23 protein-coding genes and 2 pseudogenes are annotated in these 25,117 nt (G+C 36.3%); 18 read left to right on the top strand and 7 right to left on the bottom strand.

All coding sequences use genetic code 11. The features are described 5' to 3' along the window. Positions 1 to 62: 62 nt before the first annotated feature. Positions 63 to 728, top strand: a complete 666-nt coding sequence (locus J0J33_RS00250) for an MIP/aquaporin family protein (RefSeq protein ID WP_019293817.1) — start codon at positions 63 to 65, stop codon at positions 726 to 728. Positions 729 to 842: 114 nt separating this feature from the next. On the opposite strand, the gene J0J33_RS00245 is transcribed toward J0J33_RS00250, so the two are convergent. Further along, entirely contained in the window at positions 843 to 2,696 is a 1,854-nt protein-coding gene (locus tag J0J33_RS00245; protein ID WP_206921736.1) for a collagen binding domain-containing protein, read from the bottom strand. 180 nt (positions 2,697 to 2,876) lie between these two features. Between J0J33_RS00245 and J0J33_RS00240 the strand changes: the two genes are divergently transcribed. The 3 genes from J0J33_RS00240 (at position 2,877) to J0J33_RS00230 (ending at position 6,568) form a co-directional block, all read left to right on the top strand. After that, the gene (locus J0J33_RS00240; protein WP_117517693.1) at positions 2,877 to 3,665 is read left to right on the top strand and encodes a Cof-type HAD-IIB family hydrolase; all 789 of its coding nucleotides are present in this window, start codon (positions 2,877 to 2,879) and stop codon (positions 3,663 to 3,665) included. Between the two features lie 148 nt (positions 3,666 to 3,813). Beyond that, positions 3,814 to 4,503, top strand: coding sequence for a response regulator transcription factor (locus J0J33_RS00235; protein ID WP_206921818.1), 690 nt, complete (start codon positions 3,814 to 3,816; stop codon positions 4,501 to 4,503). After that, positions 4,481 to 6,568: a sensor histidine kinase KdpD gene (locus J0J33_RS00230; RefSeq protein WP_206887880.1), complete on the top strand. Its 2,088-nt coding sequence runs from the start codon at positions 4,481 to 4,483 to the stop codon at positions 6,566 to 6,568. Before J0J33_RS00235 ends, J0J33_RS00230 begins: the two co-directional genes overlap by 23 nt. Before the next feature lie 38 nt (positions 6,569 to 6,606). On the opposite strand, the gene J0J33_RS00225 is transcribed toward J0J33_RS00230, so the two are convergent. Further along, complete coding sequence (locus tag J0J33_RS00225) at positions 6,607 to 6,810, bottom strand: CsbD family protein (RefSeq protein WP_003134237.1); 204 nt, start codon at positions 6,808 to 6,810, stop codon at positions 6,607 to 6,609. A 224-nt stretch (positions 6,811 to 7,034) separates the two neighbouring features. Between J0J33_RS00225 and J0J33_RS00220 the strand changes: the two genes are divergently transcribed. From J0J33_RS00220 to J0J33_RS00210, 3 genes are read left to right on the top strand one after another with little or no spacing between them, the layout of a single operon-like run. Next, positions 7,035 to 7,598, top strand: coding sequence for a TetR/AcrR family transcriptional regulator (locus tag J0J33_RS00220; RefSeq protein WP_206887878.1), 564 nt, complete (start codon positions 7,035 to 7,037; stop codon positions 7,596 to 7,598). Between the two features lie 35 nt (positions 7,599 to 7,633). After that, positions 7,634 to 8,707: an ABC transporter permease gene (locus tag J0J33_RS00215; protein ID WP_019294143.1), complete on the top strand. Its 1,074-nt coding sequence runs from the start codon at positions 7,634 to 7,636 to the stop codon at positions 8,705 to 8,707. A gap of 2 nt (positions 8,708 to 8,709) precedes the next feature. Continuing rightward, a complete protein-coding gene (locus J0J33_RS00210) occupies positions 8,710 to 9,390 on the top strand; it encodes an ABC transporter ATP-binding protein (protein ID WP_206887872.1) in 681 nt (226 codons plus the stop codon). 47 nt (positions 9,391 to 9,437) lie between these two features. Here the strand turns inward: J0J33_RS00210 and J0J33_RS00205 are convergent, their stop codons facing one another. Then, positions 9,438 to 10,784, bottom strand: coding sequence for a hypothetical protein (locus tag J0J33_RS00205; RefSeq protein WP_003134242.1), 1,347 nt, complete (start codon positions 10,782 to 10,784; stop codon positions 9,438 to 9,440). A gap of 313 nt (positions 10,785 to 11,097) precedes the next feature. Here J0J33_RS00205 and J0J33_RS10915 point away from each other — a divergent pair. The 9 genes and pseudogenes from J0J33_RS10915 (at position 11,098) to J0J33_RS00160 (ending at position 21,565) form a co-directional block, all read left to right on the top strand. After that, positions 11,098 to 13,229 (top strand): annotated as a pseudogene (locus J0J33_RS10915) (glycosyltransferase family 2 protein). Positions 13,230 to 13,266: 37 nt separating this feature from the next. Further along, positions 13,267 to 13,953 carry an EAL domain-containing protein gene (locus J0J33_RS00195; RefSeq protein ID WP_206887869.1) on the top strand — a complete coding sequence of 229 codons (687 nt, stop codon included), beginning with the start codon at positions 13,267 to 13,269 and terminating at the stop codon, positions 13,951 to 13,953. A gap of 64 nt (positions 13,954 to 14,017) precedes the next feature. After that, positions 14,018 to 14,698 carry an EAL domain-containing protein gene (locus J0J33_RS00190; RefSeq protein WP_017370988.1) on the top strand — a complete coding sequence of 227 codons (681 nt, stop codon included), beginning with the start codon at positions 14,018 to 14,020 and terminating at the stop codon, positions 14,696 to 14,698. Between the two features lie 15 nt (positions 14,699 to 14,713). Beyond that, positions 14,714 to 15,853: a GGDEF domain-containing protein gene (locus J0J33_RS00185; protein ID WP_086583051.1), complete on the top strand. Its 1,140-nt coding sequence runs from the start codon at positions 14,714 to 14,716 to the stop codon at positions 15,851 to 15,853. Between the two features lie 23 nt (positions 15,854 to 15,876). Next, positions 15,877 to 16,959 carry a non-hydrolyzing UDP-N-acetylglucosamine 2-epimerase gene (wecB, locus tag J0J33_RS00180; RefSeq protein ID WP_206887867.1) on the top strand — a complete coding sequence of 361 codons (1,083 nt, stop codon included), beginning with the start codon at positions 15,877 to 15,879 and terminating at the stop codon, positions 16,957 to 16,959. A gap of 242 nt (positions 16,960 to 17,201) precedes the next feature. Then, the gene (locus tag J0J33_RS00175) at positions 17,202 to 19,220 is read left to right on the top strand and encodes a KUP/HAK/KT family potassium transporter (protein ID WP_206921735.1); all 2,019 of its coding nucleotides are present in this window, start codon (positions 17,202 to 17,204) and stop codon (positions 19,218 to 19,220) included. A gap of 173 nt (positions 19,221 to 19,393) precedes the next feature. Next, positions 19,394 to 20,374: an NADPH:quinone reductase gene (locus tag J0J33_RS00170; protein ID WP_206887866.1), complete on the top strand. Its 981-nt coding sequence runs from the start codon at positions 19,394 to 19,396 to the stop codon at positions 20,372 to 20,374. A gap of 125 nt (positions 20,375 to 20,499) precedes the next feature. Continuing rightward, a complete protein-coding gene (locus J0J33_RS00165) occupies positions 20,500 to 20,955 on the top strand; it encodes a MarR family winged helix-turn-helix transcriptional regulator (protein ID WP_003134249.1) in 456 nt (151 codons plus the stop codon). Beyond that, a complete protein-coding gene (locus J0J33_RS00160) occupies positions 20,945 to 21,565 on the top strand; it encodes a GNAT family acetyltransferase (protein ID WP_061414746.1) in 621 nt (206 codons plus the stop codon). The genes J0J33_RS00165 and J0J33_RS00160 overlap by 11 nt, the downstream gene beginning before the upstream one ends. A 121-nt stretch (positions 21,566 to 21,686) precedes the next feature. Here J0J33_RS00160 and J0J33_RS00155 read toward each other — a convergent pair whose 3' ends face one another. Next, a complete protein-coding gene (locus tag J0J33_RS00155; protein WP_240265686.1) occupies positions 21,687 to 22,073 on the bottom strand; it encodes a MepB family protein in 387 nt (128 codons plus the stop codon). A gap of 179 nt (positions 22,074 to 22,252) precedes the next feature. Between J0J33_RS00155 and J0J33_RS00150 the strand changes: the two genes are divergently transcribed. Then, a complete protein-coding gene (locus J0J33_RS00150; RefSeq protein ID WP_017370986.1) occupies positions 22,253 to 22,675 on the top strand; it encodes a MarR family winged helix-turn-helix transcriptional regulator in 423 nt (140 codons plus the stop codon). A gap of 1 nt (position 22,676) precedes the next feature. Continuing rightward, entirely contained in the window at positions 22,677 to 23,315 is a 639-nt protein-coding gene (locus J0J33_RS00145) for a nitroreductase family protein (RefSeq protein WP_206916252.1), read from the top strand. A gap of 53 nt (positions 23,316 to 23,368) precedes the next feature. Here the strand turns inward: J0J33_RS00145 and J0J33_RS10700 are convergent, their stop codons facing one another. From J0J33_RS10700 to J0J33_RS00135, 3 genes and pseudogenes are all read right to left on the bottom strand, one after another. Beyond that, a complete protein-coding gene (locus J0J33_RS10700) occupies positions 23,369 to 24,055 on the bottom strand; it encodes a B3/4 domain-containing protein (protein ID WP_046401215.1) in 687 nt (228 codons plus the stop codon). Positions 24,056 to 24,178: 123 nt separating this feature from the next. Then, positions 24,179 to 24,553, bottom strand: a pseudogene (locus J0J33_RS10695) (GNAT family N-acetyltransferase); the annotation flags it as partial. A 38-nt stretch (positions 24,554 to 24,591) separates the two neighbouring features. Beyond that, complete coding sequence (locus J0J33_RS00135) at positions 24,592 to 25,047, bottom strand: MarR family winged helix-turn-helix transcriptional regulator (RefSeq protein ID WP_206889257.1); 456 nt, start codon at positions 25,045 to 25,047, stop codon at positions 24,592 to 24,594. Positions 25,048 to 25,117: the final 70 nt, after the last annotated feature.

Genomic DNA, 25,117 nt, shown 5'->3' with positions numbered 1-25,117 from the left:
CATTAAATTATCTGAACGATATTAGAGAGTGTTATAATAGTGGTTGAGAAAGGAACTTATTTATGAGAAAATATTTTGCAGAATTTATCGGAACATTTGTTCTTGTATTTTTAGGTACAGGTACTGTAGCTATTGCTAATACTGGAGAAACCGCTATTGGTTACTTAGGCATTGGTTTAGCGTTTGGTTTAGCCGTAACGATTATGGCGTGCGCGGTAGGAGGTGTTTCAGGTGGACATTTTAATCCAGCTGTTTCCCTTGCTATGGTGATTAATAAACGTTTGGCAATCAAAGATGGTGTTGCTTATGTAATTTCACAATTTGTAGGTGCACTTGCTGCTTCTGCAGTATTGTCAATTTTCATTAAAGCTTTGAACCTTCCTAAAGATGGTTTTGGACAAACAGACTTTCCCAATATTACAGCTGGAGAAGCTTTCTTATTCGAAGCTATTATTACCTTCTTATTTGTATTTGTTATTTTGATGGTTACCAGTGAAAAATATGGGAATGCCGGCTTAGCCCCAATTGCTATTGGTTTAGCTTTAGCATTCTTGATTATTGTAGCTTTGAATTTAACCGGTGGATCATTGAATCCCGCACGTAGTTTTGGACCTGCTGTCTTTGCAGGCGGTTCGGCATTGTCACACTATTGGGTGTACTTATTGGCACCATTGGTAGGTGCGGCAATTGCTGCAGTAGCTGCTAAATTTATGGGTAGCGAAGATTAGTTATAATAGAGTAGATTAGTAAGTCTGCTCTTTTTTGATGAAAATTTATCTTTTGAATTTAGAAATTGTGAGTAAAAAAGGAAAAATGCCTCGCTTTACGAGAGCATTTTTATTTTATGCTTGTCTATTTCGACGTATCGAAAAAGCTACAAATGAGAGAATGAGTAGAACGAATCCAGAAAGGACAGAGGTAAGTCCATTGTCATTACCTGTTTTTGGTAAAGTATTACCAGATTGTTTTTTCCCTTTTTCTAGATGATTTCCAGCGGGCATTGCAGGGCTATTTGACTTACTTGTTCTCGTTGTCTGTACGTCTGTCTTCGTGCTTTTCTTTTTCTCTGTTATCACGGGGTTTGCTTTTTCAAACTGTGGATGTTGAACGTCTTCCACTTTTTTGGATTCATCAACAATGACTTCTTGACTAGGCGCAACATGTACATCGACTTGATGCTTTTCTGCTGTTTGATTGGCCTCATTTTCTGTTATAGAAGAGTTTGCATTTTCTGTTTCAACAGCAGGTATTTCTTCGAGTTGCTCTGATTCGTCTTGCACAACTTCCTGATTAGGCGCAACATGTACATCGACTTGATTTTTTTCCGCTGTTTGATTGACCTCATTTTCTGTTACAGAAGAGCTTGCGTTCTCTGTTTCAACAGCAGGTATTTCTTGGAGTTGCTCTGATTCGTCTTCTACAACTTCTTGACTAGGCGCAACATGTACATCGACTTGATTTTTTTCCGCTGTTTGATTGGCCTCATTTTCTGTTACAGAAGAGCTTGCGTTCTCTGTTTCAACAGCAGGTATTTCTTGGAGTTGCTCTGATTCGTCTTCTACAACTTCTTGACTAGGCGCAACATGTACATCGACTTGATTTTTTTCCGCTGTTTGATTGGCCACATTTTCTGTTAGGGAAGAGTTTGCATTTTCTGTTTCAACAGCAGGTATTTCTTCAAGCTCTTCAAAGTTGTTTTCAAGTGTTTCTTCAGTCGCTTCCTTGATTCCTTGTTCACCATTGGCATCACCATCTGCAAAAAGGTTTACAACATCGGAAGTTCCTTGATCTTGAATCGTTTCTTGACCATAGGGTTGGTAATTCACATTACACGTGTTAGTAAAGGATTTGATAGTATTATCAGTGATGATTGTGTTATACATGAAGCTAAAAGAGGCTAGGCGCGCATATTCGCGTTTAATTGTAATGCTAAATGAATCATCGGGAAGAATATCTATGCTACCGTATCCTTTAGCTACAAACTCATCGCCGGTTATCTGGAAGTTTCCTAAATAATTTTCAATACTAACGCGAAATGATTGTGCATCAAGTTTTTGCCCAAGTCCATGCGTGTCAGTTAATACAATATCACTTGAGAGTTCTTCCTTTGTCATATTAGCATTAACAAACCAGCGTACTTTTCCTTTTTCGCCTAGCATGTCACCGCTCTTCCAAAAGAAAGGACGAGTTCCTATTTGCCCTGTATTTCCTGGGTCACCATGAATTGTAATTTCTTGGGCTGTTGCAGTGGTGCTTAAATTTGTTTTGATACTTGTATCGTTAGGATTTTTAGTTCTTGTTGCCTGTAATCCAAAATTAAAATAGCCTTTGACATGTTCAAGCTGATTAACTTTTTCATTAAAGGTGGCAATGACACGGTCTTTATATATGAGTGCTTCACCCAATTCACCTAAAGAAATTTTACGAGGAGAACCGTCGTTTTCTGTCATTCCTTGTAACTCGGTAGGAAGTGTGAAAGTAATCGTGTCACCAGCTTTTACCTTGAGGTTATCCTTGCTGCTGAACTCAACTCTGACAGAAGTCGTCTGACCTTGTGTCAGTTTAGTATTTGAAAATTTGAGACTATCGACAAAGTTGGTGTTGCTTAGTTCTGCAGCAGATGCATGTTCTGAATGGAGCATCAAACCTAAAAAAGCGGTAAAAAAAATGAGCAATATTTGTATTGTTCGTTTCATATAAGAGTATTTTTCCTTTTTGTTTTCTTTCTATTTTAAAAATTGACTTTTTCAGTCTGTTGAAAATTCTAACAAATTTATTTTATGAAAACAACTGTATTGACTTGAAGGAGCAAATATAATTAACAGAAAAACTTTTATTTTGATAAAATAGATGCAGAACACAGAGGAGTAAATAAAATGATAACAGCTATTGCAACAGATATGGACGGCACTTTTTTGGATGAAAAATCGACTTATGATAAAAAGTACTTCTCTACTCTCCAACAGAAAATGAATGCCAAGGGAATCCGCTTCATTGTGGCCAGTGGCAATCAATACTTCAAGTTAAAGTCTTATTTTTCAGATACGAAAGATATTATTTTTATCTCTGAAAATGGTGGGATTATCACAATCAATGATGAGATGGAAATGGTCGCAAGTTTTGATGCAAAAGAGGTAAGTCAAGTTCTAAAGTTACTTGAAGAACTCGAGATTCCTGTTGTTGTGTGTGGTGCCAAGAGTGCCTATACCTTAGAGAGTGTTTCAGAAGAGTTTGAAACTTTCGCCCATAAATATTACGAAAAACTGGAACTTATCCCCTCTTTTGATAAGTTACCCGATGATACAGTAGTTAAATTTGCTACAATTATCCCGGAAGCAGAATTAGCTGCTGTCACGGCAAGATTGAATAGTCGTTTTAAAAAAGGAATAAAAGCGGTAACGAGTGGGAATATCTATCTGGATATTGTCCTTGAGGGCAGTAATAAGGGAGCAGCTATTGAGAGAGTTTTGCAAGAACTTGCACTTTCACCGCAACATTTAGCGGCTTTTGGAGACGCCAATAATGATCTCGAAATGTTGCAAATGGCTGGTTATTCTTATGCCGTAGCCAATGCTAATGCTCAAGCGAAGGCCAAGGCAAAGAAGGTTATAGGCAGTAATAGGGAAAAAGCCGTGCTGGCAGAGATTGATAAAATTATGCAGTGAAAGTAGGAAAAAAGTACAACTTCGAATGCGTACTTTTTTATTTTATGCTTTTTAAACTAAAAAATTAAGAAAGTATTAAGAAATCAAGCTAAAATTTGTTAATAACTTTCTGTTATACTGAGGGCATCAAGTAGAAATGAGGGAAAAGATGAAGCATACCGTTCTAATTGTGGATGATGAAAAAGAGATACGTGAAGCGATTGCACTTTATCTAAAAAATGAGGGGATACATGGGATTCAGGCAAAGGATGGTGTTGAAGCACTGGAAATTCTTGATAACGAAGAAGTTCATTTAATTATTATGGATATCATGATGCCCAAGCTCGATGGTATCGCAGCCACTTTTAAGATACGCCAATCACAACAGATTCCTATTCTGATGCTGAGTGCTAAAAGTGAAGATACAGATAAAATTTTGGGCCTACAAATTGGGGCGGATGATTATCTGACAAAGCCCTTTAATCCTTTAGAATTAATCGCTCGTGTCAAGTCACAGCTACGCAGATATACCTCCTTAGGGAGCTATGAAAAAGCAGAAAGTACCATCCAGCTTCATGGCTTGACTATTGATCAAGACGGTAAGGAAGTACGAGTAGACGGGGCACTGATAAAATTAACACCCACAGAATTCAAAATTACAGAATTATTGGCTTGTAATGCTGGAAAAGTTTTCTCTATTAAGGAAATCTATGAACGTGTTTGGCAAGAGCCGGGATTTAATGCTGAAAATACTGTAGCTGTACATATAAGAAAAATCCGTGAAAAAATAGAAGTAAATCCAAAAAATCCAAAATATTTAAAGGTGGTGTGGGGCATTGGCTACAAAATGGAAAAATAAATTCGCTGTGAGTATTGGACTAGCTTTGCTACTTTTGGGAGTGAACAGTTTAGTTTTTACAGCCTTGAATGCTGAACAATACATTTTTAACGACTATTTTCAGTCGAAATACTTCAAACAAGAGGTTGCAACTTTAGAAGAAGCACTGATCAATACTCAGGTAAATCCAAATCTACCGATAAAGGTAACAGCAGAAGATATTGAAGAATATCGTATGAGTCAACCGGACAAGTATTCGCAAGTAAGTGTGATTAAAGAAGATCCTGTCTTTCTTGAACGACTCAAGGATGCGAAAGCAGCTGGTGACAAAACTGCAATCAAGAAACTTGAGGACCAACAAAATAAGAAATTAAATGAAGTAGAAAAGTTTTTCACAGATGACAAATACGTCACAGAGAAGGTAAAGGAGCATAAGAAAGAACTTATTGCGCAACAAAAAACAGATTGGATGCCACAATATAAAGAGCTTTCCTCAGATATTCATTATCAAGTGACTGAAATTAACTCGGGGAAATATCTAGACAATCTGTCTGACAATAAAACCTTTGCTACAGCAAAAACTTTATTCAAGGGCAATATCAGTCAAATTAATTTTGATGGTCAAAATCGCTTTGATGGTCAAATTATTATATTAAAAAATAGCAACTTCAACCAAAGAGCATCTGTTAAAAGCTTTACTGAAATGAAAAATCTAACCATTGGGCTTCTTTGTATGAGTATTTTGAGTTTTGCAGCCTTTCTTGTTTATTGGAAGAAAACGAAAAAAGGAGAAGATATACTTCTGGAAAAAGTTCAATCTTGGGATAAAATAGCGCTTGATGGGCAGATTTTCCTTGCTTTGATTCTTTTCCTCCTTTATTTGTCACTTACACGTGAAGCTAGCCTTACATGGAGCTTCCTTCCATTGCTCCAAAAATTCTGTTGGGCATTCTTAGTTCTCTATCTGTTTGCAATTGTGAGTTGGGGAATTTATCATAAAGCACAGGAGCGTGAAAATTGGCAACAAACCTATCTGGCCAGAAGTATAAGACTCTTAAAAGATGCTGCGGATAATTTTTCAACAGGGTCAAAAGCCTGGTTCATTTTCTGGAGCATGGGTGCAGCAGTAGTTGGTTTCCTGCTGGCAATGATGTGGGGAGGACAAGGAATTATTCTTTACTTGTTTGTGCTTGTGATTTATCTTTTGTTGATTTCGATTTATCTGCTGCGACGTTTGGTCATGTTTAATCAGACTGTGAAAATTATTGAGAAGATTGCTCAAGGAAAAAATGCGGAAGTCTTAAACGTCAAGCCCAAGGGGAAAACAGTTTTTCGTAAAGTTTCTGAAAATCTCAAAACCATCAATGAGGAAGTGAAAACTTCCAAAAGCCAACAAGTAAAAAGTGAGCGCTTGAAGACCGAGCTCATTACAAATGTTTCTCATGATTTAAGAACACCTTTGACTTCAATCATTACTTCTGTTGATTTATTGCGGAATGCCGATCTGTCCCAAGAAGAAAAGAATAAGTATGTTGCAGTTATCGATCAAAAATCAAAGCGTTTAAAAGTTCTCATCGATGATCTTTTTGAGGTTTCCAAAATGGCCAGTGGTAATATTGATTTGAAAAAAAGTAGAATTGATCTTGTGCAATTGCTCGATCAATCACTGGCTGAACTTTCTGAGAAAATCGAAGATTCCTCCCTCAAGTTTGTTACGCAAACGGATAAGGAACTCTTGGCTTTAGTGGATGGGGATAAGATGTGGCGCGTTTTCGAAAATTTAATCCATAACATCTTGAAATACTCTATGGAAAACACTAGGGTTTATATTTCAGGACATAAAAGTGAAAATGGCACAATTGAATTGGTCTTTAAAAATATTTCGCGAGAAGAACTCGGAGAAAATAGTCAAGAATTGTCGCAGCGTTTCAAAAGAGGCGATTTATCGAGGAACACAACAGGTTCAGGCTTGGGGCTAGCTATAGCTCAGTCGATTGTGGAAGCACATGAGGGACGTTTCCTTTTAGAAACAGATGGAGATTTGTTTAAAGTAACTTTGTCCTTTCCGAGTTTAGAGCTTGAATAAAATAAAAAAAGCACTATCTACATAGTGCTTTTTTTATTTTATTTTTTGTGGTGATCAAGTTTTTCTTTGACATTATCAACTGCATCTTCTGATGCATCTTTAATGTCTGCAGCAACTTCCTTCACCTTACCGATTGTTTTATCAAGGACGCCTTCAGCTTTTTTCTTGTTGTCACCTGTAACATCACCAACAACTTCTTTAGCGTTACCTTTGAGTTTGTCTGTTGTACCTCTGTCGACCATAAAAAATACCTCCTTGTTGTTTATACTTTTATTCTACTGGTTATTGTTTCCTTTTGCAAGGTATTCAACTCGTAAATTTTTTAAGCGTCTGATTTATAGGATTTTCTGATGTAGGACAGTTTTTATAGAAAAAATAATGCACTATATTTGACTCTGTGAGATTAAACTGCTAAAATTTATCCTAAAGTGACACTGTGTCATTTATAGAGTCAAGGGAGGAAAAAATGCCTAAAGCTACATATCTAAAACTTCCAGAAGAAAAAAAACAACGCATCTATGCGGCTTGTAAAACCGAGTTTGCGGATAAACCCTTCCATCAAGCCACGGTGAGAAATATTGTGCAAAGTTTAGAAATCCCTCGGGGGAGTTTTTATCAATATTTTGAAGATTTAACAGATTGTTATATCTATGTTCTGTCTCAAGAGACAAGTGAGCTTCACCAGCTTTTCTTAGATGCGATTAAAAAATATCCGCTTGAAAAAGCCTTAGATGAATACAAGCATTTGTTACTAAAGGAACTCGTACATAATGAAAATTACGCCATCTACAAATATCGCTTTTTAGATTGGAATCACGAATTGACATTAGCTTGGAAAAAGTATAATCCTCAAACATTTGTAAGTAAAGAGCCTGTTTCGCCAATGATTTCTGTGTTTAAAGCAGTTGTTCACGATCTTGTTTACAGACTATTTGCAGAAGAGTGGAGTGATCAAGAATTTGTTGCGCACTATGACAGTGAAGTCGCAGTGATTATGAAGGGCCTCTCAGGCAGTCAAAATCATCAATAAAGAAGAGAACGAAGAGTTCTTCAAGGAGTTGTATTATGTTTTTATCACTTAAAGAAATATTTTATTACAAGACAAGGTACACTTTGATTGCAACAATCATATTTTTGGTTTCTTATGTTGTTTTCATATTGTCAGGCCTATCAACTGGCCTTGCTAGCCAGTTTAAACAAGCTGTAGTGGATTGGAATGCAGAAAAGATTGTTCTGTCAGACAGTTCGAATAACATTCTGTCTGCTTCTCAGATTTCAAAAGCAGAGTTAGATAATATTGATGGAAAAGAGTTGTCTCCCGTTTCAGTTTTTTCAACTTCTATTAATCAGGGAGAGGATAAAAGAGAGAATATTACGGTTATGGCGCTCCCAATAGGTTCTGATATTCTACCACAAGTCAAGGATGGCGTTGATTTTTCAGAAGACAAGAAAGAAATCGTCATCCCAGAAAATCTTGCTGACAAGGGCTATAAAGTGGGAGACAAGATAAAGGTAGGAAATAACGATACAGAGTTAAAAATCGTTGGTATCGCCAAACCGACTTACTACTCAGCAACACCTGTCGTCTACAGTTCATTTGCTACGCTTTCCGCAATTAAAAACATGAACGCAGCAGCCGCAGATGATTCTGTTAATGGTGTCATTGTAAAATCGGGTCAAGTAACCTTGAAAGGTTCAAGTTCAGATAAATTGAAAGTCATCACAACTTCTGAACTTATCAACAATATCCCAGGTTATTCTGCACAGAAAACAACACTGAGCGCAATGATTTATTTCTTGTTCTTGATTGTGCTGCTCATTATTGCTGTCTTTATGTATGTTATTACGCTTCAAAAAGTTCCAATCTTTGGTATTATGAAGGCGCAAGGGATTTCAAACTTCCTTATCATGAAGTCGATCTTATGGCAAAGTTTCTGGCTAGCATTGGTCGGTGTAGTTGCAGCTTTTGGTGGGAGCTATCTCACAAGCTTCGTGCTACCGCAAGCTATGCCGTTTGCAATTGATTTTTCTATATGGACAATTTATGGGCTCATATTGATTGTCGTATCAATACTGGGTTCTGTATTTTCACTGTATACGATTAGAAAAATTGATCCTACTCAAGCGATTGGAGGTTAATAATGAAAGATATTCTACATATGGATAAAGTCACAAAGAGCTTTGGTAAGGGGCGAACAGAAGTTCAAGCCTTGAAAGGCATTGATCTACGGGTACAAGCTGGGGAGTTTATCTCAATCATTGGCCCTTCAGGTTCTGGTAAAAGTACTTTTCTAACAATTGCTGGAGGGCTTCAGTCTTCAACAACAGGGACAACAAAAATCAATACGATTGATTTTAATAAACTCTCAGAAAAAGAACGTTCAAAAGTAAGATTTAAAGAAGTGGGTTTTATCTTACAAGCTTCGAATCTCATACCTTATTTGACTGTCAAAGAACAGTTGAAACTTGTGGATAAGATAAATAAAAAGAACATTAATCGAGGTAAAATAGATGAAATGCTCGGCTCTTTAGATATTTTAGAGCTACAAGATAAATATCCTGGGGAACTCTCTGGTGGGGAACGTCAACGTGTTGCAATCACACGTGCACTTTATAATGATCCAAGCTTGATTTTAGCTGACGAACCGACAGCCAGCTTAGATACAGAAAGGGCTTATCAGGTTGTGGATATTTTAAGAAAAGAAGCACATGAAAAAAATAAAGCCACTATTATGGTCACCCATGATTCGCGGATGATCAAAAATAGTGACAGCGTATATCGTATTGAAGACGGCAACCTCTTTAAGGTAGACAATCCTTGAGGGAGGATAAATAAAAAATGAGGGATAACTCCCTCATTTTTTACGGTTTATATTTTACGACGTTTTAAATAGAAGTAAGAGACGATGAGAATAAGAAAACCGCCAATCGAAAGAAGAGCTAAACCGTAAAAAATATGCGCAGCACTTAGATGTGATGATTGTGGATTAATTAATTGTAGGAAAAATGTTTTTGAATTATTTTGCTTCTCAGTAAGAAACAAGAGGAAAATAATGAGAAAGAATTGATGAATCAAGGAACCTTTTTTTTGAGTTGTGTTTTTTAGAAGAATACGGTGGTCTTCGGGAATATGAAGTGCCATGAAATACTGGTTATTGAGCCATTTATTTAGGAGAAAATGACCATAGCTTAATAAGAAAAAACTAAAACTCAGAGCAGAAGGTACTAACGTCATCAATAACCCAAGCACTAATCCCAGTAAAATGAAATTATCCATGTGTGGGACCAATTGAGTGATTTTCTTATAAGTTGCTAATGCGATGACCATTCCTAAAGCATAAGGCAGGTACAATAAAAGATTTTCTGAACCTTTACCAAAGATATTGATGACATAGAGAGAACCGAATAGAAAAAGAAAATTACCAATTGCACCGTTAAGAAAAGTTAAGATATTTAGGGAAAGTGGTATTTGATAATTCCGGTATTCTTTTCTCGTCTTGTAAATAAGAAAAACAAAGAAAAAACTAAAGCCTAGTAATGAAACCCCAATAGCCAAGGCAGAACTTAGAAGTCTTCCCGTACGTAAGAGGATTAATAGAAGGCAGAGCCCCGTAAAAATAAATAGGTCTTTTTTAGAGAGATATAGAGCGGCTTCGGGTTTCATTCTGTTAGTGAGAACCTGTTTACCTACGGCTTCATAGGCATATCCAAGAGCAATTGCATAAAACAAAATGTATAAGCCAAATGATAAGGAAAGTCCCAAAGTCCCTGAAAGGGTCAATCCTGCAAATAAAGCAATCAAAGCTAAGAGAAGAAGAGGATAGGAAGTTTTCTTTTCCGTATTTGGCTGAAAGTGATTAAGTGTGACTGTCGCAGTAGGAAGCCATGAGGCGCTTAAACCAATAAGAACGCCTGCAGGCAGATATAACCAAGAATTCAAGGGGCCAATAAAAGCAAACACAGAACCTGCAAGGCCTGTATACAAGGATAGAATAAGAAGTTCTAAACTAGAAATAGTATTTTTAATGGCACGGACCAGAAAGACGCCAAGGATACGACAAGTATAGTATAAAGCGAAGGGTAAAACAGAACGTTCAGTTATTCCATCATTTAAACTAAGAAAAAGCAAGAAGGGCACCATGATAACGGTATTGGAAAGGACCACTAACATTGACTTTCCCCAATCATAAGCTATTTCACGTATTTTAATTCTCATTTTTCTACCTCTAAATTTTTGCTAAGAAACAAAATGAATTATCTGAATTATTATATCACGTTGCTTATAAAGATAACAGGGAGTTGTGTGAACAAGAGAAAAATCAAAGAAGGAAGCAGTCTATATTAAAAAAATGAGTGAGATATTCTTAAACCTTAAAAAATGATTAAATTGAACAATCAACTCGTTTAAGTTATAATAGATGCAATAAGGAGGGATTTATGAGACATATGAAAGAGAACAGTATGTTTTTCTAAAAAGATATACTCTAAATCCCGCCAAAATACAGAAGTAAATAGTAGGGAGTTTAGTAGTGAAAAAGATTGAATTAAATGTATCGAGGGTGATTTATGGCTTATTGGGCTTAACTTTAACCTTTGATGTGCTCTTGTCATTAAGTCAACGCACACTTTATGAAAATTTAAGTTCAGTTCTATTGCTCGTAGCTCCAATCCTGATCATGGTTTATATCATTTCAACACAAAGTGGTAGAAAGAGTACGTGGAAAACAGCACTTTTGTTTTTAATGCTCTTTCTAATTTTTGTCCTTGAAACGGGCGTTGTGATTGGGCACGGCTTAAGTCCAACACCGCTCTTCAATGTTTTAGCGGTGATTGCATATACAGGTCTCATAAGAATTTTCCTAGAAAAGAAGTGGACAATGGAGTTGGCTACTTTGAAAAGATGGACCTTTGGACTTTCAGGATTTTATCTTATCCTTGCACTCATCTTTGGTTTTTTTACGGTAAATCAAATTCCAACTGAAATATACAGCAATGTTCGTATCTTTTTAGTTATACTGACCTTGGCTGTTCAACTTTTATTGCTTGGTCTTTCAGGCGTAATTTTATTTAATAAATTAAGAAAAAGTATTGGAAATTTTGCTTGGGGCTTTACGGTAGTGCTTCTCGGCATTTTTGGAGGTATTCTTTTCTATGTACTACAGGCTGACGTCAATGCACAGCTAGTAGCCCGCTTTTTATTGCTTGTCCAAATCGTTATGGCAATCTCATTGATTATCGAAAGCATCTATACTGGTCTTTCCAATTACTTTAAGCCATACAATAAGATACTGCTTTACTTGGTTTCTATCTTGCCACTTGTTTTTCTTTTCGAAAATAAATTCTGGGGCATGAGCTATTTGAAAGAGATTTTTGAAATCATGATTAGTAAATTGACATTTTTTGCAGTATTTTTCTCAATTCTCACTTTTATTTATTATACGATAGAAACAATCTTGCTCTGGTATGCTTACAGTACAAAAAGCTATACGAGTGATCTCATCATGTTGAGATTGAAACGAATTATCGGATCATTGTATTAATTCCTTGTATGAACGAAGAGTTAGTCATCAAAAACACTGTGAAAAGCTTGTTAAATACCAATTATGAAAATCTTGATATTTATGTGATTGATGATGCCAGCATTGATAATACGGTGCAAGAAGTTCAAGAATTCCAAGGTAATAAGAGATTCCATCTTCTCCAAAGATTCCAGCCTCAAGCGCAGCAAGGAAAAGGTGAAGCACTCAATTGGGCTTATAAAAAAATAACGGATTCCTATATTGATAAAGGTTATATTTTTGAAGAAACACTTATCACTATTATTGATGCAGACTCAAGTGTGGCAACAGATTACTTTGACAAGGTAAATTTGGTCTTTAACTCGGATTTTGAATTGACTGGTTTACAATCAAAAGTACAAGTAATCAACCGTAACAGAGACACATCACAAGATTTGGAATTTGGTGAGATTATTAATGCGACTCAATCTTTGCGTAGTAAAACAAATACCGTAGCCTTTGGTGGAAACGGACAGTTTTGTAAACTCAGCACTCTGTATTCTTTGCATGAAGCACCATGGACAACATCGCTAGTAGAGGATTTTGACCTTTCTTTACGTTTCTTTTTATCTGATATATATAATGTACGTAATGTCCAATATGATGATATTAAAATCAAACAAACAGGAATCTATGATGATACGATGTCCTTAGTTAAACAGCGCGTGCGGTGGGCACAAGGCAATATCCAAACCTTTAAGTACATATTCCCTATTATCAAATCAGAAAATTTAGAGTTCAAACAAAAATTAGAGCTGTGTTTTACTCTGATAAAACCTTGGTTGATGGCTATAGAATATGTAGTCGTTATTTACACAGGCGTTGTTTTATTTGGCACATTGCTGCTTTTTGGTTTAAACGATGCAGTGAAAAGTTTTGTTATAATCTTTGCCTTGATGGTACTCTACATTTTCCTTATCAATATTGTCTGGGCAGTCCTGTATAATAAAAACTCTCAGGAAAAATTCAGATGGGGCCATGTTTTAAGCGATGCTTACTATTTGACCAAGTTTTTGATTGTTCTCAGTCAAATCTATCCGCAAGCGACACTCAGAAATTTCAGATCGCAAAATACATGGGATAAAACGAAACGTCAAGCTTAATTTTTCATAAAAAAATTGTAAAAAGAAAGGATGCAACTTGAAAAAATATATCTTACAAGAGAATAATTTTGTTTATTTTTATAATAAAATATATGATCATGCGCATAGTATAAAAGGAGTGGAGTGCGTGCTTCGTGAACAAAATGATAAGCAAGAATGGGTCCTTCCACAAAATATCGATCATTTACCCTTTTTCATACTGAAAGACAATTTAAAAGAAAGCATCAAAGTTGCGAATCCCGAACATTTTAAAGTTGTCATTAAACTTACGCTTGAACAATTTTTGAGTCGCAAGTTTAAAAAGAATATCAAAACGATTGCTGAGTCACTCCAACCATTTGACCTTATTATTGAAATATCTCATAATGAGATTGTGAAAAAGAAGAAGAGTCTAAGACGTGTCAGTCGTAGAATTACAAAGTGCAAAGCCTATGGTATCAATTTTTCTATCAATAATCTTGGAGCCGAATTCTATTTTGCCCGCAACATTCATCGCTTGCTTCCTTTAATTGATGTATTGAAGTTAGATATGCGACATTTTAATGATAAAGAAAAATGGATTGATTTAACCATTAAGTTTTGGAAGAAACTGGCCAATAAATATCAACTTGAGTTAGTTGTGTCCGGTGTTGAAACGGATGAAGATGAAAAACTTGTTGATTTATTAGACATCAATTTGAGGCAGGGTTATCTCTATGGCCCACCTCAAGCAGTGATTGACTGAGGAACCTTTTTACCCCTGAACAGAAGGAAAGAGCTTTTCAGTATATTTGAGGAGAAAAGTAGGCTTGAAATTTGACGAATTAATTTTTTATAGACAAAAAATTTGTGATTTTACTCAAAATGACAAAGAAGAATACGAACTGTTATTGAGATATAAACATGCTGATGTTTGTTATTTCCCGTCGGAGATGTTTGATGAGATTGTTTCTGACCATCAGCTCCATAATTTATACCTTCAAAGGCTGGAAGTCCTCTTGGAAGAACAGCTCAGTAAGGATGATTATATTTATTCCCTGAATCTGGATTATCAAGAACTTTATTTTGAAGAAACGGTAGAATTTTTGAGGACATTTAAATATAGGAACAGGTTAAGATTAGAACTCACAGAGCGCTTGCCCGTAAACTGTCAAAATGAAGAAGACTTCTTGCCGATTGAAGCCATCCAAACGCTTAAGAATTTGGGATATGCGATTGCTCTAGACGATTTTTTATCGGGGATAAATCATTATAAAACGCTATTCATCCTAGATGATTATATTGATCGTGTAAAGATTTCAGCCTTAGATTTTAACAGTTATTTATCACCTACTAAGTTAAAGGATTTTATATTTTCAATTGTTGATACGATTAAATTTCTTAAGAAGGAGATTGTAATTGAAGGAGTTGAGGTGGAAGAGCTTCTCGCAAGTTTTCCAAAAGAATGGCTCCAACAAACTTATTACTATGATAGACCGCATAGCTTCTAATAAAGGAGAAAAAAGATGATTCATATTGATGACATATTAGGCAGTAACTTTATTGATAAAATTTTTTTAATGCCTACCGTTCTAGGTATGATGTTTATTGCTAAGTATATGATTCAGTATTATCAGTTGGATCGAAATAAAGTCACTGCTTATATCTTATATTCGAGCAATTTTGCTTTATTTATAATTTTACTTAAATTTCTGTTTAACGACATTGACCAGGGTTCGCCCTATGGTTATATTATTAGTGATATTTCTTTAGTCTTTATTGCGATTTCGGTCGTTTATTTAGTTGCACCCCCTACCAAAAATATTGAATACGAGGTGTTGCCACAGTTTATTATATATTATGGACTTTATTTGCATGTTTACGGTTTTGATATCCAATCCTCTCTCTTAGTGCTTTCCGGATTGACTATATTTTGGCTTGTGATTTATGTGCTATGTAATTATAAGGAATTGATTTCGAAATATTACATTTCCTACTTTTTCCTTAGTATATTTATTACCCTTGCAGCAATATTAGTAGCTTTTTCGCAATTTGACATTCCAATGAGCTATGTGCTTGGTATTTTAGGAAAGGTATTAGCTGTGCTAGTTATCGCGAAGATCGCGATACATTTAATCAGTATTATTGCCTTGATGTACTCGGATTTAAAGAAAGATGCTTATATAGATGCTTTAACCGATACTTATAATCGTAAAAAGTTTGAAGAAGTCTTGAAGGAAATTTTAGACAGTAAGAATGTTCCACTTTTTTCGATTGCTTTGTTTGACGTGGATTCATTTAAATGTATCAATGATTCCTATGGACATTTGGCAGGAGATTATGTGCTGCGGGAGATAAGTTATGGCATTAAAGATACTTTACTTCAAGAGCATAATAATGGTCAACTGTTTCGATATGGTGGTGATGAGTTCTTTGTGCTCTTTAGAAACCAGTCTGGGGATAAGGTCAAAGCAATAATGGATGATATCCAAAAAAATATCTCGGAAAAAGATTTTATCTATAATGATACCTTATTAAATGTTTCTATATCTGTAGGTGTTTCAGAAATAAGAGATGAAAAAAGTCTGAAGGACATTATTGATAAAGTTGATAAAAACTTATATGTCGCAAAAGCAAACGGGAAAAATCAAGTCTTCTATATGTAAAGAAGAGTAGAAATGGAGTAGACATGAAAAAAATAATGCTCGTTTTTGGTACACGACCAGAAGCAATTAAAATGGCACCCTTAGTCAAAGCTATCGAGAAAGATGAACGTTTTGAAGCTGTAACGGTGGTCACAGCGCAACACAGAGAAATGCTGGATCAAGTTCTCGATATTTTTCACATTCAACCTGATTACGATTTAGATATCATGGGAAAAAATCAAAGCCTTAGTCAAATCACCACACGTGTTATTGACGCCATTGATCAAGTGCTGGTAGAAGAAGAACCAGATATCATGCTTGTTCATGGAGACACCTCGACAACTTTTGCAGCCTCTATTGCTGCTTTCTATCATAAAGTAACTTTGGGACACGTAGAAGCAGGATTGAGAACTTGGGACAAATATTCACCTTTCCCAGAAGAAATGAACCGTCAAGTCACAGATGTGCTCTCCGATATTTACTTTGCACCAACTGAAGAAAGCAGACACAATTTATTAAAAGAAAATCATCCGGATGAGAATATCTATGTGACAGGCAATACTGCTATCGATGCTTTACGATATACTGTACCAGCACATCTTCAAAAGGATCGTCGCCAGATTCTGGTGACGATGCACCGCCGTGAGAATCTGGGTGAACCAATGGAAAATGTTTTCCGTGCCATCAAAACGATTTCCGAAGAATATGTCGACTTTGAGGTAGTTTATCCACTTCATAAAAATCCAAAAGTGAGAGAAATTGCTTATCGCATTCTTGGCGACTTGCCGAATGTGCGACTGATTGAACCATTAAATGTGGTTGATTTTCATCGTATGGAAAACGAAAGCTATCTTATCCTGACGGACTCAGGTGGTGTGCAAGAAGAAGCACCTTCTTTTGGTGTGCCTGTCCTTGTGTTACGTGATACAACAGAAAGACCAGAAGGCGTAGAAGCAGGCGCCTTAAAATTAGTCGGTACAGATGAAACCGATGTTTATCAAGCCATACGGGAACTTCTTGATAACGAAGAAGCCTATAATAAAATGAGCCACTCTAAAAACCCTTATGGTGATGGACATGCCAGTGAAAAAATACTTGATGCTATTGATCAGCATTTTAAACACTGAACACCATGAAATCGCAATAAAATACTCTGACCTTATAAGAAGTCAGAGTATTTTATTGCGAGAAATCATCCTCACTATTTGTACTATAAAAAAATCAGATATATAAAAGTTTTTTCCTCGCGTTTTTGAGGGAAACTGATATAATGATTCTAAGAAACTGAGACAATATTATTTTATCCTCTCGTAAAGTTTCTGGAGAAGTATGTACTTCTACCTTTTATAAAAATGAAAGAGGTTTTTGTATGAGTTATGCGAATGAAAAATCGTTTAACAAAGCTACTTCAGCGGGCTTTATAATCGCGCTTGGAGTAGTTTATGGTGACATTGGGACAAGCCCTTTGTATACCATGCAGTCTATTGTTACAGGACAAGGAGGCTTGCAAAATATTTCAACGGACTTTATCCTTGGTGCGGTTTCCTTAGTTATCTGGACACTGACCTTGATTACAACCGTTAAGTATGTGCTGATTGCCCTCAAGGCCGATAATCATCAAGAAGGTGGGATATTCTCCCTCTTCACCTTAGTTCGACGGATGGCTAAATGGCTGATTATCCCAGCAATGATAGGAGGGGCCACCTTACTTGCAGATGGGGCTTTGACTCCAGCAGTTACAGTTACCTCTGCTGTCGAGGGCCTAAAAGGAGTTCCTGGTTTAGGAGAAATCTACGCCAACCAGTCATGGGTTATTGTTACAACGCTTATCATTCTGGCTATACTCTTCCTTATTCAACGTTTTGGAACCGGCCTAGTCGGAAAACTTTTTGGACCGATAATGCTTATCTGGTTTAGCTTTTTAGCTATCACAGGTCTTTTAAATTCCTTTGCGAATCTTGAAATTTTTAAAGCAATCAATCCTTACTATGCTGTCCATCTCTTGTTAAGTCCAGAAAATAAGGCAGGGCTCTTTATTTTAGGTTCGGTATTCTTGGCGACTACCGGAGCAGAAGCCCTTTATTCTGACCTTGGACATGTGGGCAGAGGCAATATCTATGTCAGCTGGCCTTTTGTAAAACTTGCAATTGTTTTATCTTACTGTGGACAAGGGGCTTGGCTTTTGGCACATAAAGGTGGCGATTTGGGAGGTATGAACCCCTTCTTCGCCGTAATCCCTACAGACATGATGATCTATGCCGTTGTTTTAGCGACTTTAGCTTCTATTATCGCATCACAATCTCTGATTTCGGGATCATTTACCTTAGTTTCAGAAGCCATTCGCTTGAAGCTTTTACCGATGATGCGGATTTACTATCCAGGGAAAACTTTAGGTCAGCTTTATATTCCAGCAGTCAACTTGATTTTATGGCTTTCGACAAGTGCGATTGTACTTTATTTTAGAAGCGCGGAACACATGGAGGCAGCTTATGGTCTAGCCATTACTGTCACTATGCTTATGACAACAGTACTTCTGGCATATTATCTCGTTTACCGAGGCTTAAAGAAACCTTTGGCTTACCTGATAGCTGCATTCTTTGCTAGTATTGAATTGATTTTCTTTATTGCCTCAGCAGCCAAGTTTGTTCATGGAGGTTATGTTGTAGTGATTATGGCGGCCATGATTATATTTGTGATGTTTGTTTGGTTCCAATCAAGTAAAAGTGTGAACAAACATATTAAGTCACTGGATCTCAATGATTTCAAAGGACAATTGAAAGAACTCAAAGAAGACAAGGAGATGGATCTCTATCAAACCAATCTCGTTTATTTGAGTAATAAAATGGAAGGTGATTTTATTGACCGTTCTATCCTATATTCAATACTTGATAAACGTCCTAAAAAGGCGGAAGTTTACTGGTTTGTTAATGTGAAAGTTACTGATGAACCATGGACTTCCGAATATGAAGTTGATATGATGGGAACAGATTATATCGTTAAAGTTCATTTGTATCTAGGGTTTCGCATGAAACAAGAAGTGCCCCGTTATCTTCGGACGATTGTTAAAGATTTAATAAAATCAGGACGATTGCTTAAACAAGAGCAAAAATACACCACAATGCCTGGTAGGGATGTTGGTGACTTCAGATTTGTAGTTATCGAGGAACGGGTGACAAATGCACAAAAACTTCCAGCTTTTGATCGATTCGTCTTGAAAGCAAAAGCCCGAATCAAGCGTTATACAGCAACACCAGATCGCTGGTTTGGCTTACAATTTTCGGAAGTGTCACTTGAGCGGGTGCCATTAATATTATCAGATGTATATAATTTGAGCATCAAAGAACGTCCAAAACTAGAAGATGAAGGTGAAGAAGACATAAGCTATTAGTATAGATACAATTAACCAGAACAACTGGATTTTTCCAGTTGTTTTTTTGTCATGCCACTTGTTGAAGAGTTACTACAAAGTATCTAAGGCACCTCGGAGTACCTACTATACAAATAGTAAATCTTGCTATATAATGAGTGCTATAGAAATCTGTAATTCATAAGGAGGAAAATATGAAGGCAATAGAAGTATCTGAATTTGGTAACAGTAACGTTCTTAAGTATAAAGAGCTTAAAGACCCAGTTATGAAAGATGATGAGATTTATGTCAGCCTCAAAGCTGCAGCGGTCAACCCAGTTGAAACCTATGTGCGCCAAGGAACATACGCGCAACTGCCTTCGCTCCCTTATATCCCAGGAAAAGATGGAGCTGGGATTGTCAAAGCTGTAGGTGCACAAGTGAAAAACTTTAAGGTAGGTGATCGTGTCTTTGTGACTGTAGAGAGTGATGCTCAGTTTGGAACATATGCACAAGCAATAACATGCAAGGCCACCGAAGCGACCTTACTCCCAGAAATTATGACTTATAGTCAAGGAGCAGCACTAGGATCGAGCGGCTTAACCGCCCTTTATGCCCTTAAGCAAAAAGCGGACCTTAAGTCTGGAGAATATATACTTATACATGGTGCAACTGGAGGAGTGGGGACACTTGTCCTTCAATTTGCCAAGCTGTATGGTGCCAAGGTTATTGCAACAGCAGGGTCTGAAAAGGGCCTTGAGATATTGAAAAAGCTTGGTGCAGACTATGTCTTTAACCATCATGCTGAAGGATATATCGAGAGAATACAGGACTTGACAAAGGACCATGGTCTTGATGTGATTATCGAAATGCTTGCAAATGTTAATTTACAGAAAGACTTAGATGCTATTGGCAACAACGGGCGAATTGTTATTATTGGTAATCGAGGTGAAGTAACCATTAATCCTCGTGTCTTGATGATGAAAGGGGCACATATCACAGGTCTAATGTTGGCAAATATCACACCAGAAGAAGTGGAGGAAAACACACACTTGTTACTGCAAGGTTTAAGTGAGGGTGTTAAACCTGTCGTTGATAAAGTATTCCCACTCGAGCAAGCTGCGACAGCGCAAGATTATATCATGGAAAACAAAGGAAGTTTGGGTAAAATCATTCTTGATACGGCAGCTGAATGATCTGAATAGATGAAAATAAAAAGGCAGGTTTTAATCTGCCTTTTTATTTTAGAAAAGCCTTGACTTTAGTGCGGAATCGTACTATAATGAAATGGTACGACTTCGCACTAAAAAGGAGCGGTTAAATGAAATATCGAGAAATAATGACACAATTTAGCACAGCGCTTGGCAAACTTGATATGACTTACGCGCTTGTGGCGCATGAATATAATCTGACTTTTAATGGACTAATGACGCTCTATATTATCGATGAAAGTGATACTGTCACCCAAAAAGAAATAAGTGAAATCTTATTTTTGCCGAAATCAACAGTACATAGCTTACTTTTGAAATTGCAAAAACAAGATATTCTTCAACTCACTAAAGGAAAAAATGAAAAGGAAAAATTTATCGTTTTCACTCCAAATGGAAGAAAAGTTTTTGAGGAGATTCAAGAGCAAACAGATATCTTTGAAACACAAGTTATAGAAGAATTCGGCTTGAAGAACACACAAGTATTTTTGGAGCAAACGAAAACTTTTACCGAAAGCTTGCTTGAAAAAGCACAGAGAGTTATGGAGGATAAAAAAGATGAAAATTGAAATAAGAGCATTTGATCCAAAGGATTATCAAAAAGCAATCCAGTTTGCTGTTAAAGGGATGAGCTTTGATAGGTACAGTAATAATAAAACCATCATCAATATGTATGCCAAAAATTTTCTATATTTTGAGCTGTCAAAAGCTACGCAAGCTATTGCTGCCTATGTTGATGGTGAAATGGTGGGCTTATTGCTCGCAGAGATATATGGAGAACCTAAACTGAAACAAACCTTTGGCCAAAAAGCCTACATGAAGACTTTTAACTTTTTGCGGACCTTTTCTAAAAACAAAGGCTTAGACACTTATGAAGCTACGAATAAAGAATTATTACGGTCGTATAAAAGTGAAGCATCACCTGAGGGCGAAATTTTGTATTTGGCTGCTGATCCCGAGAAAAAAATCAAAGGTGTAGGTACCGCTTTAATCAATGAGCTTACTGCGCGGGAAGCTGGAAAAGAAATATTCCTTTTCACAGACACGGGCTGTACTTATCAATTCTATGAATACAAGGGTTTTCATATGGCCGGAGCTCGAGATATTCAACTTGATTTTGGTCAAAATCGAATCGATTTAACTGCAATGCTTTTTAGTAAAAAGTTAGCGCAGCAATAAACAATAAAAAACCGTAAGCTTAAAACTACGGTTTTTTATTGTTTATGGATGAAGAAGAAAAATACAATTGGGCTAATTTTTCTTTTTGGATAATATTAGTAGTATCAATGAAATAATCGCATTACCATTTTTGGGCAGCCTGCGCGATTTTGTTGAGTGATGTTTCCCAGGATGGGTAAAAATGCAAAGCCATTTTTCCAGTAATTCCCTTGTGTTTTAAAATCTTTTTTTCTCGAAGAACGCTCTTGGGAATGATAAACTGGCCACTCAAGGGTCCATCAATGACTGAAATGACAAGTTTATCGGGAAAAGCTTCAAAACTAAAGGGGATATTTTTGTTGTTGGTGTCCTTTTCCCAAAATGCTACAAAATATCCTTGTTTTTTAGGAGTTTTTTTAGCGCGACGACTTCGAAAAGATAGACCATCTGCTTGAAAACAAAAACCTTCGTATTCAGAATTATAAGTATCTTTTGTAGGTATACTTGGAGATAAGCCTAAATCATTCAAAAGGGTCGTTATATAGGTCAGCGAATTATACATGGTTTAAGTTTACCACAAGTAAGAGAGAGAAAAAATCAAAGCTACTTATTTTGACACAGCAGCAATCAAAATAGTTTACAAAAAAATAGGAATGTAGTATTATTGACTAGTCAATGATTGACCGGTCAATTTAAAAAGGGGGACAAATGAACCTTAGACAAATGAGTCAGCTCTTTTACAAGCTAAAACTAGCGAATCAAGAGATGACAACGAAGTTTGAAAAAGAAACTGGCTTTAGTATTACCCGTTATGAGCTTATGATGTTTTTGAAGGAAAACGGTCAATGTTCTCAAGGGCAATTACAGAATGAGTTAAAAATAGACAGTGCAGCTATTACAAGGCATCTAAAATTGCTCGAAGCAAAAGGTTATGTTACCCGTGAGAGAAATAAACAAAACAATCGCGAAGTTTTTGTTAAAATCACGGATAGCTCAAAAGAGGCTTTGGAACGTTGTGAAAGAAACTATAATAACTCTTCTGAGAAAAGTTTAGAGCTAGCACTCACAGCTCAAGAAGAAGACGTACTTCTTGAGCTGCTCACAAAGTTATTGGGACATAAAGGAGAATAAAATGTCAACTCGTATTGTAAATAATGATTTTTCAGAAATCACATTTGGAAGAAAATCCGTGCGTGTTTATGATGAAACTTATAAAATTTCACATGAAGAAATGCTTGAAATGATCCAAGAAGCAACAACAGCACCATCATCTGTAAATATGCAACCTTGGCGTTTTGTTGTTGTTGAAAGTGATGAAGAAAAAGAAAAATTAAAACCTTTAATTCGTTTTAATACCCGTCAAAATGAAACTTCTTCGGCTATGGTTCTTATTTTTGGGGATCTTCTCTGTTATGAATTAGGGGAAGAAATTTATAACCAAGCTGTAGAAGAAGGCAAGATGCCAGCAGATGTACGTGATCAACAGTTAGAAGCGATTATTCCTTACTACCAAAGCTTTAGTAAAGAAGAAATGAATGATGTTGTCAAAATTGATTCAAGCTTAGCTGCAATGCAATTTATGCTCATCGCACGCGCTCATGGTTACGAAACAAATCCTATCGGCGGATTCGAGGCAGACCAATTGGCAGAAGCTTTTGGTTTGGACGAAAACCGTTACGTGCCAGTAATGATTTTATCTGTCGGCAAAGCCAAAGAAGCAGGATATGAATCTGTAAGATTAGCGGCTGAAAAAATTACAGAATTTAAATAACAAAAAGATGCTAGATTATCTAGCACTTTTTTATTATTATTTATCTTTCTTTCTTACTTATTGTTGATAATTTGAATTTCTCCCTCAACACCAAGAATATCCTTAATTTTAGCCTGTAACTCTTGGATAGCCTCTAGTGCACGTTCTTGTTGAGAAGGGGTTACTGCTTCAATCACCAAGATGGCGTTTGTAGTTTCTTCTGTCAACATGGTACGTTGGGCTTCACGCCAATTCAAAGAGCGACAGATCGCACCATCAAGGTCATAATATATAATTTCTTGCGCAAGAGCTGGCTCACTCTTTTGCGCCCCCAGAGGATAAAAATCTTCACCCCCCTTGGCTAAGCCTAAATGTAAATCGCCGTTGATTTTATCTAAGTCCTCACCGCCACAAGGTACACCATAACGAAGAGAAATACTATTATAGATATCCACAAGTGGGTTGATTGGTTCTAACTCTTTGCCCTGAGCCACTCTTTTTAAAAGAGCTTCAATAGAAGAGCGTGCACCTTTTTTCTTCTTAAACTGTGTAAAAATATCACGCCATTCGGAGATGACAAAGTTTTCTTTAAAATCATCTTCAACTAAAAATTTTTCAGACTCTTTAAATGCCTCCTTTAGAAGCTCTTGGTAGGGGCCTAAATCATGAACATGATTGTCAATATTGTTTACAACTAAGGTATAGAGTTGAGCTTCTGGAAAAAGTTCCCAAAAGTTTTTATCCACAGTAACAGTTTGCATAGTAGTTCTCCTTATTTCTTTTTTCATGATTAAATCTGTTTGCGTTAAAGTCCCTAAATGAAAATGACGTGACCCACATTCCACATAGCCTTGATTTTTATAAAAACCATAAGCAGTAGGATTGTGCTCCCAGACACTGAGCCAGATATATTCCTTGTGTGTGCGCTGTGCTTCTTCGAAAGCAAAATCTAATAAATGTTTTCCTAAGCCTAAGTGCTGGTGAGACTTTCTAACATATAGTCTTTCCACTTCAAGAGCCTCAGCTAAAGTAGAGTGTTCTGGAAGAGTTGCATTTTTCCACTTGATATAACCTGCGAGACAACCATCTTGGAAAATAAAATAGAAACTATTGTTAGAGTCATTGAATTCTTTGGTTAATTGTTGAGGATTAAAAGCTTTTTCTAAATAAAGCTCTAAATCTTCTGGTGGATTTTGTTCTCCAAAAGTTTCAGCGAAGGTTTCTATACTTAAGTCTTGTAAGACATGTAGATCTTGCATAGTAACGCGGGAAATTCTAATATTCACACCAACTCCTTTTAGTAGATTCGTTTCTTTCCTTTTTTAACATCGATCCAGTTATCCACGATATTTTGACTGATTTTTCCGAGTAAATTCTCTACTTGAGTAATCTCCTCTGCATTAAGACCGGATAAGGCAACTTGAGTAGAATAGTAAAGCTCTCTGTTTAATATAGGGTAAACTTCTTTGCCATGAGAAGTAACATATAGTAGTTTATTTTTTTTGTTTCCAGTATCTTCAACTTTTTTTATAAGTTTTTTTTCTACCAATTGATTGATAGCACGACTTGCTGTACTCTTATCGACACATAAAAGTTCAGAAATTTGTTGTTGATTAATTCCAGGATTTTCAAAAATACGACTGAGGTAGAGGTATTGTCCTTTTGCAAGTTTCAGCTCCTTGAATTCAATATTACTGATAGAATCTAAGGCGCGTGCTATAGTACCGATATCTCTTAAAATATTATTTTGAATAGTATTTCTCCTTTCATGAAAGAGGATGTATTGATTATAAAATAAAATAGTTGCGTTTGCAACTATTTAG

Source organism: Lactococcus sp. LG1267 (assembly GCF_017309545.1).
GTDB lineage: Bacteria > Bacillota > Bacilli > Lactobacillales > Streptococcaceae > Lactococcus > Lactococcus petauri.
This window is presented reverse-complemented; position numbering and strand designations above follow the sequence as displayed.